We start from the raw sequence: 17,872 nt of genomic DNA, 5'->3' as shown, positions 1-17,872 counted from the left end.
ACTTGTAACGGTAAGGACTAGGTACTGTCACAGTACTTCGAGCAAAATTTGTTTTGTTACTATAAACAACACAAAGGAGATAACTTCTTGTAATTAAGAAGTTATACATAGTATAGCAAACTAATATTTATAAGTAAACGAAAAATTCAGAAAATTTCCACGTATTTTTTATTAGTACATTAGATTTAAAGATGAATATGTATCTTATTTAAATTAAATCTTTATATTTTAAGATAATTAAAATTTATTAATACATTTATTTTTAAAAAGCATATTGTAGGGAATGATGAGACTATGCTAACATTTTAATCGTTATAGTCGTAAAAGGAGTGGGTGTTTTTGAACAAAAATATAAAAAATATACTTTTAGTTATACTAGGCTCTTTTATCTTTTCTGCAGGAGTCAATGCATTTATTATATCAGGTAATTTAGGTGAAGGTGGCGTCACAGGTATTGCTATTGTATTATATTACGCTTTTCATATTTCACCAGCGCTCACTAACTTCGTTGCTAATGCAATATTGATTGTTATTGGGTATAAATTTTTAAGTAAAAAAAGTACGATATTAACAATTATTGCTACTGTACTTATTTCTGTTTTCTTAAGTCTTACAGAATCATGGCACGTAGAAACAGGTAATGTCATCATCAATGCAGTATTTGGCGGCACAAGTGTTGGACTAGGTATTGGAATAATCGTTTTAGCAGGTGGCACTACAGCTGGAACAACAATATTAGCAAGAATAGCTAATAAATACTTAGATGTTAGTACAGCATACGCATTATTATTTTTTGATTTAATCGTAGTAGCCATTTCTTTAACAGTGCTACCGTTAAGTAAAGCATTGGTAACTGTGATTTCACTTTATATAGGCACGAAAGTAATGGATTATGTTATAGAAGGACTTAATACAAAAAAAGCAATGACAATTATTTCTAGCAAACCTGAAGAGGTAGCTAAGGCTATTGATGAACAAGTTGGTAGAGGCCTTACTATATTGAATGGACATGGTTATTATAGTAGAGAAGAAAAAGACGTTTTGTATGTTGTTGTAGCTAAAACTCAAGTAACTCGTGCCAAACGAATTATAAAAAAAATAGATAAGAATGCTTTCTTGGTTATTCATGACGTGCGTGATGTTTATGGAAATGGTTTTTTAATCGATGAATAAAAAAGGGCCCTAAAAATTTGAGGCGTTTTATGTATATCTCAGATTTTTAGGGTTATTTTTTATAATCGTCTCATAGTAAAAAGAATAGTCAAAAATGTGTATAAATGGTATAATAGCAATAATTAATTGAGAACGATTATCAATAGATGTCGTAAATATTTTTTGTACAAAGGTAGGGCCTATATATGAATCGTTTAAATGCATCTCAAGTAGATATAGGATATAGAAATACGACAATTATAAAAGAATTAGATGTTCAAATACGTGATGGTAAAGTCACATCAATTATTGGACCGAATGGTTGTGGGAAATCTACATTATTGAAAGCACTCTCAAGACTGATTGAAGTGAAAAAAGGAGAAGTATTACTTGATAATCAAAACATTCAACATCAATCTACAAAAGAAGTAGCTAAAAAAATTGCAATTTTACCTCAAACTCCAACAGTGACTGACAGTATAACAGTTGAAGAACTCGTTTCATATGGACGTTTTCCTCATCAAAAAGGATTTGGACGATTATCTAAAAAAGATAAAGATGAAATTGAATGGTCATTAAACGTAACAGGCATTACAGAATTTCGTCATCAATCGATTAATGATTTAAGTGGGGGACAAAGACAACGTGTATGGATAGCAATGGCTTTAGCACAAAAAACAGATATTATTTTTCTTGATGAACCTACAACGTACTTAGATATTTCTCATCAGTTAGAAATTTTAGAATTGGTGCAACATTTGAATAAAGAATTAGGGTGTACGATCGTTATGGTCTTACATGATATCAATCAGGCAATTCGATTTTCGGATTATTTGTTAATCATGAAAGAAGGACACATTATAGATAATGGACCTACTGACCAAGTATTATCTAAAGAGATATTAGAAAGTGTGTTTAATATAGATGCAGTATTAGGAAAAGATCCTAGAACAGGGAAACCACTTTTAGTCACTTACAATTTACTTGAAAAAAGATAAGATTGATTATAACTTCAGCAATATAGCTACAATTATTATGATGTTGGATACCTATCTCAGTCATTTTTAATGTATAGGCAGTCAATGACTAATATTTTGTCTAATACACAAATATTCGCGCTTTCAGATAAGTTATTTTATAATGAAAACACACGTTGATTAAGGTTCACTTTAATAAAAAATCAAATTCGTTATTTAATTGATTGACTGGAGTTGAAATGATGACAACTATAGTTATTATTAGTCATAGTGAAGAAATAGCTAAGGGAACTAAAAATTTATTAAATAAAATGACAAATGACATAAATGTGATTGCTTATGGTGGAGTAAATGGTGAAATTGGAACTTCATATGATGATATTGAACAATTGATTAATCAGTTAGATGATGATGCATTATGTTTTTATGATTTAGGATCATCAGAAATGAATATCGATTTAGCAATTGATATGTATAAAGGTAAGTATCATATTTACAAAGTAAATGCACCCATTGTAGAAGGAAGTTTTACAGCAGCAATGTCTTTAAGTGTTGGTAAAACTGCTAATGAAGCGATTCAAGAAGTGAATCGTTCTTCATTTAAGTCTACAGCATTTAAATAAGTAATGATAAATTTTGATGTTTTTTTTATATAAAAAAAAGGTTATAAAATGATTATCCAAAATGAATATGGTAAAATAAATAGCATGATATTGATGATGAAAGTAGGTGGACATTATGCTACAAGAAGATATTAAATTTTACGTTCTGAACGGTAAATTTGAAGAAATTAAAAATATAATGTCCAATATTGATTTTATGGAATTCGAAGAAGTATATATATCCTGTGCTCATGAACAAGAAAACATTATGTTTTATACTTGTATATTAGATATGATGAAGGCTAATGAAACAGCAGAATTACATGATTTAGCATTTTTATTATTAGTCTATCCTTTGAGTGAAGTGGAAGGTGCTTTAGAAGCGGCATATTATCATGCAGATGCTTCTATTCAGTTAACAAATGGTAAAGAAATAAAAAGTTTGCTTCAAATGCTATTATTATATGCTATACCTAATCCAATTATTTCAGATTCTGAAGCGTTTAAAGTAGCTAAACAAATTTTAAAATTAGATCCTAATAATCATGTAGCAAGAAATGTGTTAAAAGATTCAGCTAAACGTATGGATAATGTTATAGTAAATTTTGATGAATTAAAGAAATTTGGAAGTTCAAAATAAAATAATATAGTGAAATAAGAGAGTTAGATAATGAATAACCATAGTTATTCATTTTATCTAACTCTTTTTTAATAATGTTTTACTTAGTAACTCAAATATAATTTTTTGTGGCAAACTATTAAAAATATTAAATTTTTTAAATTGTTTGTAAGGGTATTAACACTAGTATTTAGAAGCGATAAGCGTTGTCTCGCAACGTTTATGCACTGTTGCATAATATTATTAGTACGTTATAATTTTGAATGTGTCAAAAATAAGGAGGTTAATTAATACATGGGGTTGAATAAAGAATCTATAAAAATAGGTTTTGCTTATGTGGGGATTGTAGTAGGCGCAGGATTCTCTACAGGGCAAGAAGTAATGCAATTCTTCACGCCTTATGGTTTATGGTCATATATTGGCGTGTTAATATCAGGATTAATTTTAGGATTTATAGGGCGACAAGTCGCTAAAATTGGAACGGCTTTTGAAGCAACAAACCATGAATCAACATTACAATATTTATTTGGTGAAAAATTCAGTAAAATTTTTGATTATATTCTAGTCTTTTTCTTATTTGGGATTGCTGTAACAATGATTGCAGGTTCAGGCGCAACGTTCGAAGAGAGCTTTGGTATACCTACATGGCTTGGCGCGTTAATTATGACGGTCGTTATTTATTTAACACTATTATTAGACTTTAATAAGATCGTAAGAGCGTTAGGTTTCGTTACACCATTCTTGATTGTCATGGTAGTTCTTATTGCTATATATTATCTATTCGCTGGAAGTATCCCTATCAGTAAAGTTAATAGTACAGTAGATCATCCAAGTTTATTCTTAGGTATTATTAGAGGGTTAATGTACGGTGGATTAGCTTTTGCTGTAGGATTTAGTACGGTTGTGGCGATTGGTGGAGATGCATCTAAACGTCAAGTATCTGGTGCCGGTGCTTTATTTGGTGGTGTAGTGTATACTGTTTTACTTGCACTGATTAACTTTGCACTACAATCAGAATATCCACAAATTAAAAATGAACAAATTCCAACTTTAAAATTGGCGAACGAAATTCATCCATGGCTTGGATTAGTTTTAACAGTGATTATGTTAGCAGTAATGTATAATACTATTTTAGGATTGACTTATTCGTTTGCTGCACGTTTCACTGAGCCATACAGTAAAAAATATCATATATTTATTGTTATTATGATGATTGCAGCCTTTATTTTAAGTTTTGTTGGTTTTGCAGATTTAATCAACTTCTTATATAACATTATGGGCGTAGTTGGATTATTTATTGTGGTAGCAGTGCTTATTAAATATTATTTACGTAAAAGTGATAACAAAGACCACATTGCTTAAAATTGATAAAATAAATAATCCATAAAAAAACTGCCTACAAAGTTAAATAACTCATAGACAGTCTAAAGCAATTCGTGTAATTAACACGAATTGCTTTTTTGCATTTTGAACGTAGCGTATAATACATATTGTAATTAAAGTAGTAATTTAGCCATAATATATTTATTAAAATATTGATTGTTGATCAGTAATTTATTTTTAAGTTCGCCTTCAATATTAAATCCAGCGCCTTTAAGTAGCATGAGTGCGTGTGTATTTTCAGGAACGACTGAAGCTTGAAGACGTTTAATATTATGGTTAAGAGCCCAAGCTTCAACAGCATTAATTAAAGCAAGTCCAATACCTTTTTTTTGATAAAATTTAGTAACACCAAGTGTAATGATTGCTTCGTGTTGTGTACGTTCGTATTTTTCAGTAGTGACGAATATACATCCAACGAGTTGATCATCTTCTTCAGCTACATATATGGTATTTCTCGGAGAAGTGATAACACGCTCTAGAAGATTACTAATAGAAGAAACACTAGGGTTAAATTCTCCAGGATTATAAAGTGTATAATCAGATTCATCATATATTTTAGTTAATAATGTTGTCAAAGCTTCAGTATCTTTTATACTAATTTCACGAATAATATGAGCCATTCGGCTTCCTCCTGAGATAGTAATATAACATATATTATACCAATTATTTAAAAAATATACATATTTAGAATTTTAAAAAGGAGTAACAGAATAATGAAACCTAATGTATTATTAGCGGGTGGTAGTGGTTATATAGGTAAGAATATTAGCAGTGCGATAGAAAATGATGCAAATTTGTTTGCTTTATCTAAATATCCAAATACAAAAAAAGAGTTTAATCATAATATAAAATGGCTAAAAAAAGATATTTATAATTATGAAGATGTTAAATCAGCAATGTCAGGTATGAATATTGCAGTATTTTATTTAGATCCTAATAAAAATTCTGCCAAGCTTACTCAAGCAACTGCACGTGATTTAAATCTCATTGCAGCCGATAATTTTGCAAGAGCAGCAGCACAACAAAAAATAAATAAAATTTTGTACGTAAGCGGTAGTCGCTTTGATAATGAGACAATACAATGTTTAAAAAACTATGGTGTTCCTGTAGAAACGACTGAGACCTATATCAAACGCTCTCATATTAATGTTGAGTTACAAGTGTCTAAATATAATGATATACGGACAGCATTAAGAATGATATTACCTAGGAAATGGTCTTTAGAACAATTAGTCGCTTATTTTTTTAAATGGCTGAATGATACACGTGGTACATTTTTACACACGAAATATATAGAAAATCGATATATAATATATACTCGTAATGAGTTTAAGCCTCTATTAGTAATGAAGAAAGAAGTAAATGATAATAGTTTAATTACATTTAATTTAGTAGGCGGTTCAATTATAAAAAAACGTTCTAAAAAACAAGGAAAATTGGAATTTCGTCAAATTAAAGGAACGCGTTTAGTAATTGTTCAACTATATGATTATATTCCTAAATTGTTATGGCCACTCTATTATTTTTTTCAAGCTCCCGTACAAGGTTTAATTATGAGAGGGTTTGAAATTGATTGTCGTATTAGGCATTTCAATGGACGTGTGCAATCAGGAGAAAAAATGAAATATACAAAGTGATAGGATGAAAACACATGCAAATATTATTAGTAGAAGATGATCAGACGCTTTTTCAACAACTAAAGAAAGAATTAGAAAATTGGGATTTTTTTGTTTATGGTGTCAATGATTTTAGTAACGTAATGGAAACATATCATAATGTTCAACCAGAAATCGTTATAATGGATGTGCAATTACCTAAATATGACGGATTCTATTGGTGTCGTCAAATTAGACAAGTATCTAATGTGCCTATTTTATTTTTATCGTCACGTGATAATCCTATGGATCAAGTGATGAGTATGGAATTAGGTGCAGATGATTATATGCAAAAGCCTTTTCATACCAACGTACTAATTGCGAAGTTACAAGCAATTTATCGACGCGTATATCAATTTGGCGCAGAAGAAAGACGTACATTAAATTGGCAAGATGCACTAGTAGATCTTTCAAAAGATAGTATTCAAAAAGGCGATAAAATCATTTATTTATCTAAAACTGAAATGATTATTTTAGAAATGTTAATTCAAAAACAAAATCAAATTGTGACTAGAGATACATTAATTACAGCGTTATGGGATGATGAAGCGTTTGTGAGTGATAACACATTAACAGTCAATGTAAATCGATTACGAAAAAAATTATCTGAGATCGATATGGAAACAGAAATTGAAACAAAAGTAGGTAAAGGATATATGGCACATGAGTAATGTGAAATGGTTTTGGCTATTTCTTAAAACACGAAGTAATTGGATATTTTGGATTATATTTTTGCAGTTTGTGTTTTTAGAGATGGCATATATAGACTATGATATGGCAATTGAAAGTGTAGCGTACATTGTCTTATTAAATATAGGTTTAACTTGTATATTTCTTATTTTTACTTTTTTAAGAGAAGTAAAATTATATCAACATTTTTATAATAATAAGGAAATCGAAGAAATTAAACATAAAGAATTAGCTGAGAATCCATTTCAACAGGAAATGGTGGACTATTTATATCGTAAATTATTGTTTCAAAAAGAAAGAGCTACTGAACAACAAATTCATATACAAGCGTCTGAACAATCGTTAACTGAATTTGTTCACGATATTAAAACACCTGTTACAGCAATGAAATTATTAATTGATCAAGTTGAAGATATGGAACGTAAGAAAGCCTTACTTTATGAATGGTCAAGAGTGAATGAATTATTAGATAAGCAACTTTATTTAACACGTCTTGAATCTAAAAATAGAGATATGTATTTCGAAAAAGTACCATTAAAACGTTTAGTGATCGAAGAAATTCAACTTACGCGGCATATCAGTCAAGTTAAAGGTATTGGCTATGAATTAGAATTTGACACGAATCCAGAAGTATTTACAGATGTAAAATGGTGTCGCATGATGATTAGACAGATTTTATCTAATTCTTTGAAATATTCTCAAGGAAAAGATATTGTGATTCGGTCGTTTGCTAAAAAAGACCATATCGCTTTAGAAATTACTGATTATGGGCGTGGGATTAGTGCTAAAGATTTACCACGTATTTTTGAAAGAGGCTATACTTCTACCGCAAATCGTAATGAAACAACTTCTTCTGGAATTGGTTTATACTTAGTAGAAAGTGTAAGACATCCATTAGGTATTGAAGTAGAGGTCGAGTCGACGGTGGGTGAAGGAACAACATTTATTTTAACGTTCCCTATGCAAAACGAAGTCATAGAAAGAATGTCACAAGAGAAATTAAGTCTATCATAAAGACGTTGTTAAAATAGTATATAAGTGCAATTGTTCGCTTTATCGCAAGGAGATATTGGACTTTACTATAAAAAGTTTGGACTAAAACTTATATAATATTTAAAGTAAATACATAAATTAAGCTTATGGAAATATCATTTTAGTGTAATAAGTGAGTAGAACATTGAGTGAAACCTGGGACTTTATAGTGACGTCTCAGGTTCATCTATATCATTCAATCGTTAAAATATATGATAGTGAGGGACATTCTAAATTGACAATATTACAAGCAAAGCAAATTGTTAAAACATATGGGACAAAACAAACGATACAAGAAGTGTTAAGAGGCATTGATTTAAATATTGAAACTGGAGAGTTTGTTTCAATTATGGGACCTTCTGGATCTGGTAAAACAACATTACTTAATGTTTTAAGTTCAATTGATTATTTATCACAAGGATCTGTAATACTAAATGGAAAACAATTGGAAAAGTTATCAAATAAGGAACTATCAGAAATTAGAAAAAAAGATATTGGATTTATTTTTCAAGAATATAATTTATTACACACACTTACTGTAAAAGAAAATATTATGTTGCCTTTATCAGTACTTAAATTAAATAAGGAAGAAATGAATAAACGTTATAGACAAATTACTGAAGCGCTTAATATATATGATATTAGTGACAAATATCCGTCTGAAATTTCAGGGGGACAACGTCAACGAACATCTGCAGCGCGTGCATTTATTACATATCCTAAAATCATTTTTGCGGATGAACCAACAGGCGCTTTAGACTCTAAGAACACTAGGGATTTACTCACACGTTTTGAAAAAATAAATAAAATCTATGATGTAACTATTATTATGGTTACACACGATCCACTTGCAGCAAGTTTTTCTAATCGTGTTGTAATGTTGAAAGATGGCTTAATATTTACTGAAATTTATCAAGGACAAGATAATAAACAATTATTTTATGAAGAAATATTAAGAGCCCAAAGTATATTAGGTGGCAAGATTTATGAGTTTTAGCTATATTATTTGGAGAAATTTCCTAAGAAATATCAAGCACTATGCTATTTATATGTTTTCATTAGTCATTAGTACCGTTTTATATTTTAGTTTTATTACGATTAAATATGTTCATCATCTCCATATACATGAGTCTTTATCTATGATTAGAGAGGGTTCTAAAATAGGAAGTTATTTTCTATTTATAATCATCGTTGTCTTTATTATGTATACCAATATTCTTTTTATTAAAAGACGAAGTTACGAATTGGGACTATTACAGATTATGGGGTTAAATAAAGTAAGTATTATTTATATGTTTATGTTAGAACAATTGTTTATTTTCTTAATCACTGCAGTTTTAGGTGTGATAATAGGGATTGTTGGGTCTAAAATTTTACTTATGATTATATTGAAATTATTAGGTATACATACCTCGGTTTCGCTTGTTTTTAGTGTAGACGCTATAATTCAAACCTTATTTATTTTAATCATTGCATATATTTTAATTATTCTTCAAGCTATCATTTTCTTAAATAAATATTCTGTTACGCAATTAATGGAGTCTGAAGAATATATAGATGAAACAGGTAAACATATTACATTTGGAGAAATTATTCTAGGAATTTTAGGTATTGTTTTCATTTTGGCAGGATATTATTTATCCACACGATTTGTTGAATTATTAGATGATATCGTATTACCTTTTATTATTTTATTTTTAACTGTGATCGGAGCTTATTTCTTTTTCAGAAGTTCAGTGTCTCTTATATTAAAAATAATTAAATCATTTAAAAGTGGAAATGTAACTGTAAATGATGTTATTTTCACTTCTTCATTAATGTTTAGGATTAGAAAGAATGCTTTCTCTTTAACAATCATTTCTATTATTTCTGCTATTACCGTATCGGTCCTATGTTTTGCAGCAATTAGTCGAGGATCTTTAAGTAAAGAAATTTCATTAGAATCACCTTATGAAGTAACAACGAACAACGACATCTTGTCTGAAAAGTTAAAATATCAATTAGAGCAACAGCATATTGCATATAACTATAATTATAAGCAAGTAGTGTACACGCATTTATATAAAGATTATCTATTTGATGTAAATGCAGCTAGACCTTATTCGGTGACTGTAACAAGTGAAGATTACTTTTCAAATGTTTCTTTGAAAAAAGGACAAGCAGATTTAATTATCCCAGAAGATGTTATTCCTGAATTAACTAAACATCGACCACACGGGACAACACTGATTGGTACGAAACGACATCATACTAAAGTTCAACTGCGAAAAGTGATTCATAAAGTTTATTTTAAAGAGAGTATAGATTTAGGTGGACCGACACTCGTGCTTAATAACGAGGATTATCAATTTATAAAACAACATGTTAAAAATAAGGACATCATTTCTCAACATGGTTTTGATTTAAAACATACAAAAGATATACCTAGATTAGAAAAGACTATCAATCACATGAATCAGAATTTAAAAACTAGAAGTCAGATAGCAAGCGAAATTTCAAGTTTAACAGGAATTTTATTATTTATAAGTTCTTTTTTAGGTATTGCATTTCTTATAGCAACTGGATGTATTATCTATATTAAACAAATTGATGAAACTGAAGATGAATTAGAAAATTATTCAATATTACGTAAATTAGGTTTTACTCAAAAAGATATGGATAGAGGTCTAAAATTGAAAGTGGCGTTTAACTTTGGACTACCTTTAGCTATTGCTTTACTTCATGCATATTTTGCAGCACTTGTATTTATGAAATTTATAGGATTCACAAATCAAACGTCCATTTTTATCGTTATGATTATTTATACAATCGTATATAGTATGTTTGCATTTATTGCTTATAATCATTCTAAGCGAACGATCAATCACTCAATTTAAGAGAGAATATTTCGAGTTTGTAAAGAATTTGTAAATTTATTGTAGAGATGAAAAATTTATGATATTTTCAATTAGAGACAACTTAGGCGTTAAGTAGAAGTGTATCGTAACTGGTATAACATTATATTTACATAAATTTTACAAAAGCTTTCTAAATAATGTTTTAAAATAAGCTATTGTAAATGTAGCTCATTTTTAAATTGTCTTAAATTAAATAATAAACGTGTGATTGATAGCAATCGCTAAAATGGAGGCATTATAATGTTCACTAAGAAAAAGGATAAGTTTATGGTTCAATTAGAAGAAATGGTATTTAATTTGGACCGTGCAGCTGTAGAATTCGGAAAAATGGATTTTAATACCCATTTAGATTTAAAAGCTTATTCTGATAACATTAAAACGTACGAGTCACATGGTGACGAACTTATGCACAAAGTCATTAGCGACTTAAATCAAACATTTATCACTCCTATTGAACGAGAAGACATTCTATCATTGTGTAATGCAATCGATGATGTACTTGATGCAATGGAAGAAACATCTGGAATGTTTGAAATGTATTCAATTGAATATACTGATGAATATATGGCTGAATTTGTTGACAATATTCAAAAAGCTGTCGCTGAAATGAAATTAGCAGTTGGTTTACTTGTTGATAAAAAATTATCTCACATGAGAATTCATTCAATTAATATTAAAGAATTTGAAACAAATTGTGATGGTATATTAAGACAATCAATTAAACATATCTTTAATAGTGAAACCGATCCAATCACTTTAATTAAAATTAAAGATATTTACGAAAGCTTAGAAAATATCGCTGATAAATGTCAAGCTGTTGCTAACAACTTTGAAACAATTATCATGAAAAATAGCTAAGGGAGTTTTAAATTATGGAATATGTATTAGTCATCACTATAGCTATCGTTGCATTTTCTTTAGTCTTTGACTTTATCAATGGCTTTCATGATACAGCAAATGCAATTGCTACTGCGGTTTCTACACGTGCATTGACACCAAGAACAGCTATTCTTCTAGCGGCAATTATGAACTTTATAGGTGCACTTACTTTTACAGGGGTAGCTGGAACAATTACTAAAGATATCGTAGATCCATTTAAATTACAAAATGGTCTAGTAGTAGTATTAGCGGCTATTATCGCTGCTATTGTTTGGAATTTGGTTACTTGGTTATATGGTATACCAAGTTCTTCATCTCATGCCTTAATCGGCGCTATTGCTGGAGCTGCAATAGCTGCACAGGGGTTTACAGTATTACATTACCAAGGTTTTACTAAGATTATCATTGTATTAATTATTTCACCAATTATCGCATTTTGTGTTGGTTTTATCATGTATACAATTGTTAAAATTATTTTTAAAAATGCGAATCTTACGAGAGCAAATCGTAATTTCCGCTTTTTCCAAATGTTTACTGCAGCGCTTCAATCGTTTTCACATGGTACAAATGATGCTCAAAAATCAATGGGTATTATTACTCTTGCTTTGATTGTAGCGAATTTACAAGATCCATCGAATGTGGAACCAGTATTATGGGTTAAAATTGCTTGTGCCACAGCAATGGGTCTAGGAACTGCAATTGGTGGTTGGAAAATTATTAAAACAGTAGGCGGAAATATAATGAAAATACGACCTGCTAATGGGGCAGCTGCTGATTTATCTTCAGCATTAACGATTTTCGTTGCTTCATCATTACACTTTCCATTATCTACAACACATGTTGTATCGTCATCTATTTTAGGTGTAGGTGCATCAAATCGTGCAAAAGGTGTAAAGTGGAATACAGCTCAACGTATGATTATTACATGGATTATTACATTGCCAATTTCTGCTATTTTAGCAGCAATTATATTTTGGATTTTAAATATTTTTCTTTAAGGTAAAATAACCACAAAATAAGCTTGAGACATGTTTATGTCTCAAGCTTATTTTGTGGTTTGAATCATATTAATGAATATAGTTATAGTTAGAAACTAATGAAGCAGGAATCACACGAGTATCTGTGTTATAAGGGCCATATGTATAATTCATTTCTGAAATTAGAATACTACCATCTGGATTCACACGCTCCACGTATGCTACATGGCCATAATACCCAGCAGTCGATTGCATAATTGCTCCAACAGTAGGAGTATGATTAACAATATAACCATCTGAGGCAGCATTATAAGTCCAATACTTAGCATCAGACCAATATGTACTAATGGGTAATCCAGCTTGGGCGCGACGATTAAACACATACCATGTACATTGCCCAGCAGTGTATAAATTTTGATGGTTAAAGGTTGGTGAAGCATTAGTAGATGATGAGTTTGTAGTACTCGAACTACTTGGAATTTTTAATACTTGACCAGGGTAAATTAAATAATTTTTCAAATTATTTGCATTCATTAAGTTAGTAACTGAAGTTCCATATTTATTAGCGATACGAGAAAGTGAATCACCAGATTGAACAGTATAAGTAGTAGAAGACTTACTTGATAAACTACTTGATGTAGTAGATGTTGTAGTTGACGATCCATTAATAGTTAGTACTTGTCCTGGAAAAATTAAATTACCATTTAATTGATTATTTCGTTTAAGCTCATCAATAGTGGTATTGTATTTGTTTGCAATACTCCATAAAGAATCTCCAGGTTGAACAGTATGTTGTGTTGATGCTTCAGCATGATGAGAGAAAAATGCTACAGCTCCTGACGCAATAGATAACGTAAAAGCTAACTTTTTCAAACTACGTACCCTCCTTGAATTTTAAAATTTATTTTTAGAATTTAATATTGTTAAATTTGTATAATTTACCTTTTTATATCACATGCATATACTATCAAAAAAATATAAGAATATGTGGATTGTTATTATCTTGTAATATGATTAAAAGTAATAAGATTTTTTGTAAATAGATAAAAACCCTTGATACAGTAGTTTTTAACAGTTTTATTTAGATAAAATTAAATTGCTTTAAAAAGAAATTTGTAATATTTCTTACAGTAAAATTGAAGCAAGGACGTATCGTGTAAGAGGTAAGTTGAATTGTTTTTAATGATTTAAACTTGTAATAATTTTTGTATTTTCTTGATAAGATACCTACTTAAAAGTAAATAAATTATACTATTTTTTTATTCTCAACAAATATTGTACAATTAATGTAAGATACTATTTAAAAGAGGAGTATAAGATGCCGAGTTCTTCAAATTTAGTAAATCATCAACATCAAAACGCACGTTCAAAAGATAATACTCAACAAAACCATGCATATCGTAAAGTTTGGCTATTTTTTACATATTATTGGCTTATTTTTGGGATTGGCTGTTATTTAGGTCAATATTTGCCTGTAGAATGGCGACGTCCTTTATCAATCACATTATTTGTTATTGTATTAGCGACGTTATTTATTAAAAGAGCACGTAAATATGGTCTTATTATTTCGCATATCTATGCTATTATTATTGGCTTATTATCGTATGCAACATTTTCAATGTATATGCAAAATTTAGGCGCAGACGTTTTTTATAAAAATATATTGTTAGCCATTATAGCGTTCATTGTATTTGGAATATTGGGGTATTTTGTCATTAATGATGCTTCTAGCTTAGGTAAATATTTATTTGTAACATTAATTGCGCTTATTATTGCTAGTCTAGTTGGCTTATTTATTCGTAATTCAATATTCCATATCGTTATTACAATGGTTAGTTTAGTCTTGTTTTTACTATATACATTATTTGATTTTAATCGTATGAAACATGGTAGATTTACGCCAAGAGAAATGGGTTTTAATTTATTTCTTAATTTATTAAATATCATCAAAGATATATTGAATTTAGCAAATCGCTTTAAAAACTAGACATTCATATTTATAATAAGTTGAATATTTAGAAAAGATGTTCTCACATTGTTTTCAAAACATTTTAAATAAAGAGTAGTCTAAAGCTGTTTATTTTATTAAAGTAAGAAGGCAATTATAGAGCATCTTTTTTAAATAATTATGAAATGTATTTAATATAAAATTAAACTTAATTTAATTTTATACGTATTTTTGATTTAGTATTAATGTTGTGATAGATTTACATTTAAACACTTATAAATTAGCATTTTTATATGAACACATTAAAAGAAGGACTACCAAGATTAGAAAGAGGTTAGTATATGTCTAATGGGTATTTTCACGTACTTACTAAGCATGAATATCAAATGACACGTTGTCAAGATGGTATCATATTGCTGTTCCCAATAAAAGGTTCATTAGAAATTCAACATTTTGCCAAAAAAGTGACGATTAATAACGATATCTACGTTATAAACAATAAAGATATTTTTTCAATTAATAAGAATGAGAAAACAATAATGATTTATATTGCAAGTGACTGGTTTAAAGAAGAAGGATTTAATTTCTTTGATTATAAATATTCAATTAATTTAGTTAAATCTATTAATGCAATAAAAAAAGCATTATTACAGATAACAATGAATCATATTAATCATAAATCTGTTTCAGAAGATAACAAATACATAGTTGACATTGTTCAAATTATTGGAAGACAAGGTAGTGTTGAAATAGATATTGCTAATGATCAATATAATTATGCTTATTATGGGGAGTTAAGTGAAGTATTAGACTATATTAACGAAAATATTGAAAAGAAATTAACATTAAAAGACGTTTCATCTAATCTATTTACATCTAAATCTAATTTATCATCACAATTTACACAGTTGTTAAATATTAGTTTTAAAACTTATGTAGACACTTTGAAGATTGCAAATTCATTTGAATTATTATTGAAAACAAACGATACGATTAGTTTAATTAGTGAAAAAGTAGGGTTTAGTAATGCATCAAGTTATTCTAAAACGTTCAAAAGTTATATGGGAATGACACCAAATGAATATAGATCGTGTAATAAATATGAAAAAATGATTTTTATGGATTATGAAACTCATATTGATGATAGTTTACAAAATATAAGAGATATGATTCAGTCACAACAATATTATTATCAAAAGAAAACAGAACATAAAATATATATCGATTCAAAATTAGATACGTTTATTAAACCTTATCAATGTGTAGTACAGATCAATACGATTGAAGAAATAAAACTGTTATTTTTAGAGAAATATATCGATTATCTTGACGAGAGTCCGTCATTAATGATTTATGTAAGAGCGGATATGAAAGAAATAAAAGAACACTTCACTGTTAAAGAACTTCAGCGAATATTTGAATATATTATTAGAAAAAATCTAAATATAAGTTTTAAACTTGAGGATTTAAATCTAATTGACTTCCTTGAAATGACATATGAAAATGTATTAGATTATCTTGAAATAAACCAAGTTGAAGTAAATGTAAATCACGAATTAGGGATTGTTTTTGATTTAGAAAAGATTGATTTAAAAGCCATTTATCGTATGATATTAAAAATACAACATAAAACAAATCGGTTTTCTTTTGGATTAGAAATTAGCAAATTGCTAAATAATCCAGTTTTATTTAAAACTTTAGAATCGCAAATTAAAAGAGTGAATTTCCAATTTCTGTTTATTGATAATTCAAAACTAAATCAACCCTATTTAATAGAAGGTAATAATCGTTTATTAGTAAAGAATATATTACATTATCAAAATATACGTGAAATTTTAAATCACATTGATTTAGAAAATCAAAGAATCATATTTTTAAACGTTGAAAATCATGTGTTTTTAAATAGTGAATATAATGACTTAAATAGTAGTGCCCCGTTAATTGTAGAAACAAATATTAAATCAGCTCAACACTTTGACGGTATTGGTTTCAATTTTAGACAGGATAGTCATCAATTTAATGCTTTACATCTTTTTGATGAAAAAGGTTTTAAAACAATATTAGGAACAATGATGGCCCATATCATGACGCTTAGTCAGGAACCAAAATACATTAAAGATCATTATATAGTGATTGAAAAAGAAAATAAATTCATACTATTTATATATGATTGGCGTGTTCTAGAAAGTGAATCACGAAATGCTAATTATGAAAAAACTGATATATATGTAGATTTTAAACATAAGACAAATAAAAATCATCTTATAAAAATTCAACAGATTGATGATTATAACGGCAATATTAATCATATTATTACTGAAGACATACGTAATCGTTATCAATGGTCTAAAACATTCTTGAAGAAAGTAAATCGTTTATTACATCCTTCTTTTAAAATTAGAGAACACAACTTTAATAAAGAGGCATTACAAATTAAACTTGATTATAACGGGCTTTATATAATTGAGATATATAAATAATAAATTTCATCTCAAAAAAGTTTTGCACAACAATATTTGAGTTTGTTGGTAAATTTAACAAAAAATTCAAAACAAATGCAAAAGACAGAACTCCAAAATTAAAGGATAATATATGTTGAATTGTTCGCTTTTATTGGAGGTGCAAATGCTTGAGTAACGATGAATTAAATCGCTTGCTGAAAATCTATAAACAATATAAAGCGTTGTCTGAATATATAGAGAAAGAATACAAACTAACCTTAAATGATTTAGCTTTATTAAAATTAGCTTATGAATACACAGCAGACGATCAAATTTTAATGCAAACATTCTTAAAAGTTGCAATTGAAGAACTAGAATTAAGTAGAACAAAATTACTTGTTTCTATACGCAGATTAATAGAAAAAGAGAAATTAAGTAAAGTTCGATCAACAGAAGATGAACGTAAAATTTTTATCTATATGAACAAATCTAATATTGATCAATTTAATGCTTTATTTAATGATGTAGAAAGATTTTTAGATAATTAACTAAATGAATTGGGAGAGTACTGACAAGGGGATGCTTTGTCAGTATTTTATTTTTTATAAGGAAGTAACGTT

General features: G+C 28.6%; 17 protein-coding genes. 15 read left to right on the top strand and 2 right to left on the bottom strand.

The window, feature by feature from the left end; translation table 11 throughout:
- Positions 1 to 339: 339 nt before the first annotated feature.
- The 5 genes from MHI13_RS09840 to MHI13_RS09820 all read left to right on the top strand — a co-directional run bounded on the left by MHI13_RS09840 (position 340) and on the right by MHI13_RS09820 (position 4,712).
- Positions 340 to 1,173 (top strand): YitT family protein, encoded by an 834-nt coding sequence (locus MHI13_RS09840; RefSeq protein WP_017176008.1) that lies wholly within the window; start codon positions 340 to 342, stop codon positions 1,171 to 1,173.
- A gap of 185 nt (positions 1,174 to 1,358) precedes the next feature.
- Entirely contained in the window at positions 1,359 to 2,150 is a 792-nt protein-coding gene (locus MHI13_RS09835) for an ABC transporter ATP-binding protein (protein WP_017176007.1), read from the top strand.
- 221 nt (positions 2,151 to 2,371) lie between these two features.
- Complete coding sequence (dhaM, locus tag MHI13_RS09830; RefSeq protein ID WP_017176006.1) at positions 2,372 to 2,752, top strand: dihydroxyacetone kinase phosphoryl donor subunit DhaM; 381 nt, start codon at positions 2,372 to 2,374, stop codon at positions 2,750 to 2,752.
- Positions 2,753 to 2,867: 115 nt separating this feature from the next.
- Complete coding sequence (locus MHI13_RS09825; RefSeq protein WP_070547933.1) at positions 2,868 to 3,371, top strand: hypothetical protein; 504 nt, start codon at positions 2,868 to 2,870, stop codon at positions 3,369 to 3,371.
- Positions 3,372 to 3,644: 273 nt separating this feature from the next.
- Positions 3,645 to 4,712 carry a YkvI family membrane protein gene (locus tag MHI13_RS09820; RefSeq protein ID WP_049379654.1) on the top strand — a complete coding sequence of 356 codons (1,068 nt, stop codon included), beginning with the start codon at positions 3,645 to 3,647 and terminating at the stop codon, positions 4,710 to 4,712.
- Positions 4,713 to 4,846: 134 nt separating this feature from the next.
- On the opposite strand, the gene MHI13_RS09815 is transcribed toward MHI13_RS09820, so the two are convergent.
- Complete coding sequence (locus MHI13_RS09815; RefSeq protein WP_017176003.1) at positions 4,847 to 5,353, bottom strand: GNAT family N-acetyltransferase; 507 nt, start codon at positions 5,351 to 5,353, stop codon at positions 4,847 to 4,849.
- Positions 5,354 to 5,446: 93 nt separating this feature from the next.
- Between MHI13_RS09815 and MHI13_RS09810 the strand changes: the two genes are divergently transcribed.
- From MHI13_RS09810 to MHI13_RS09780, 7 genes are all read left to right on the top strand, one after another.
- Entirely contained in the window at positions 5,447 to 6,370 is a 924-nt protein-coding gene (locus MHI13_RS09810) for an NAD(P)H-binding protein (RefSeq protein ID WP_017176002.1), read from the top strand.
- A gap of 14 nt (positions 6,371 to 6,384) precedes the next feature.
- Entirely contained in the window at positions 6,385 to 7,059 is a 675-nt protein-coding gene (gene graR, locus MHI13_RS09805) for a response regulator transcription factor GraR/ApsR (protein ID WP_017176001.1), read from the top strand.
- The gene (locus MHI13_RS09800; RefSeq protein ID WP_070547935.1) at positions 7,052 to 8,092 is read left to right on the top strand and encodes a sensor histidine kinase; all 1,041 of its coding nucleotides are present in this window, start codon (positions 7,052 to 7,054) and stop codon (positions 8,090 to 8,092) included. Before graR ends, MHI13_RS09800 begins: the two co-directional genes overlap by 8 nt.
- A gap of 253 nt (positions 8,093 to 8,345) precedes the next feature.
- Positions 8,346 to 9,107 (top strand): ABC transporter ATP-binding protein, encoded by a 762-nt coding sequence (locus MHI13_RS09795; protein WP_017175999.1) that lies wholly within the window; start codon positions 8,346 to 8,348, stop codon positions 9,105 to 9,107.
- On the top strand, positions 9,097 to 10,986 hold the full coding sequence (locus MHI13_RS09790; RefSeq protein ID WP_017175998.1) for an FtsX-like permease family protein: 1,890 nt from the start codon (positions 9,097 to 9,099) through the stop codon (positions 10,984 to 10,986). Before MHI13_RS09795 ends, MHI13_RS09790 begins: the two co-directional genes overlap by 11 nt.
- 261 nt (positions 10,987 to 11,247) lie before the next feature.
- The gene (locus MHI13_RS09785; protein WP_002449132.1) at positions 11,248 to 11,865 is read left to right on the top strand and encodes a DUF47 domain-containing protein; all 618 of its coding nucleotides are present in this window, start codon (positions 11,248 to 11,250) and stop codon (positions 11,863 to 11,865) included.
- Between the two features lie 14 nt (positions 11,866 to 11,879).
- Positions 11,880 to 12,884: an inorganic phosphate transporter gene (locus MHI13_RS09780; RefSeq protein ID WP_017175997.1), complete on the top strand. Its 1,005-nt coding sequence runs from the start codon at positions 11,880 to 11,882 to the stop codon at positions 12,882 to 12,884.
- Between the two features lie 69 nt (positions 12,885 to 12,953).
- Here MHI13_RS09780 and MHI13_RS09775 read toward each other — a convergent pair whose 3' ends face one another.
- On the bottom strand, positions 12,954 to 13,736 hold the full coding sequence (locus MHI13_RS09775; RefSeq protein WP_017175996.1) for a CHAP domain-containing protein: 783 nt from the start codon (positions 13,734 to 13,736) through the stop codon (positions 12,954 to 12,956).
- Between the two features lie 445 nt (positions 13,737 to 14,181).
- Between MHI13_RS09775 and MHI13_RS09770 the strand changes: the two genes are divergently transcribed.
- The 3 genes from MHI13_RS09770 to MHI13_RS09760 all read left to right on the top strand — a co-directional run bounded on the left by MHI13_RS09770 (position 14,182) and on the right by MHI13_RS09760 (position 17,800).
- Positions 14,182 to 14,850 (top strand): Bax inhibitor-1/YccA family protein, encoded by a 669-nt coding sequence (locus MHI13_RS09770; protein WP_017175995.1) that lies wholly within the window; start codon positions 14,182 to 14,184, stop codon positions 14,848 to 14,850.
- Between the two features lie 302 nt (positions 14,851 to 15,152).
- Positions 15,153 to 17,291 carry a helix-turn-helix transcriptional regulator gene (locus MHI13_RS09765; protein WP_070547937.1) on the top strand — a complete coding sequence of 713 codons (2,139 nt, stop codon included), beginning with the start codon at positions 15,153 to 15,155 and terminating at the stop codon, positions 17,289 to 17,291.
- Between the two features lie 149 nt (positions 17,292 to 17,440).
- Positions 17,441 to 17,800: a transcriptional regulator, SarA/Rot family gene (locus MHI13_RS09760; RefSeq protein WP_002449574.1), complete on the top strand. Its 360-nt coding sequence runs from the start codon at positions 17,441 to 17,443 to the stop codon at positions 17,798 to 17,800.
- Positions 17,801 to 17,872: the final 72 nt, after the last annotated feature.

The organism is Staphylococcus sp. FSL K6-0223 (assembly GCF_038008285.1).
This window is presented reverse-complemented; position numbering and strand designations above follow the sequence as displayed.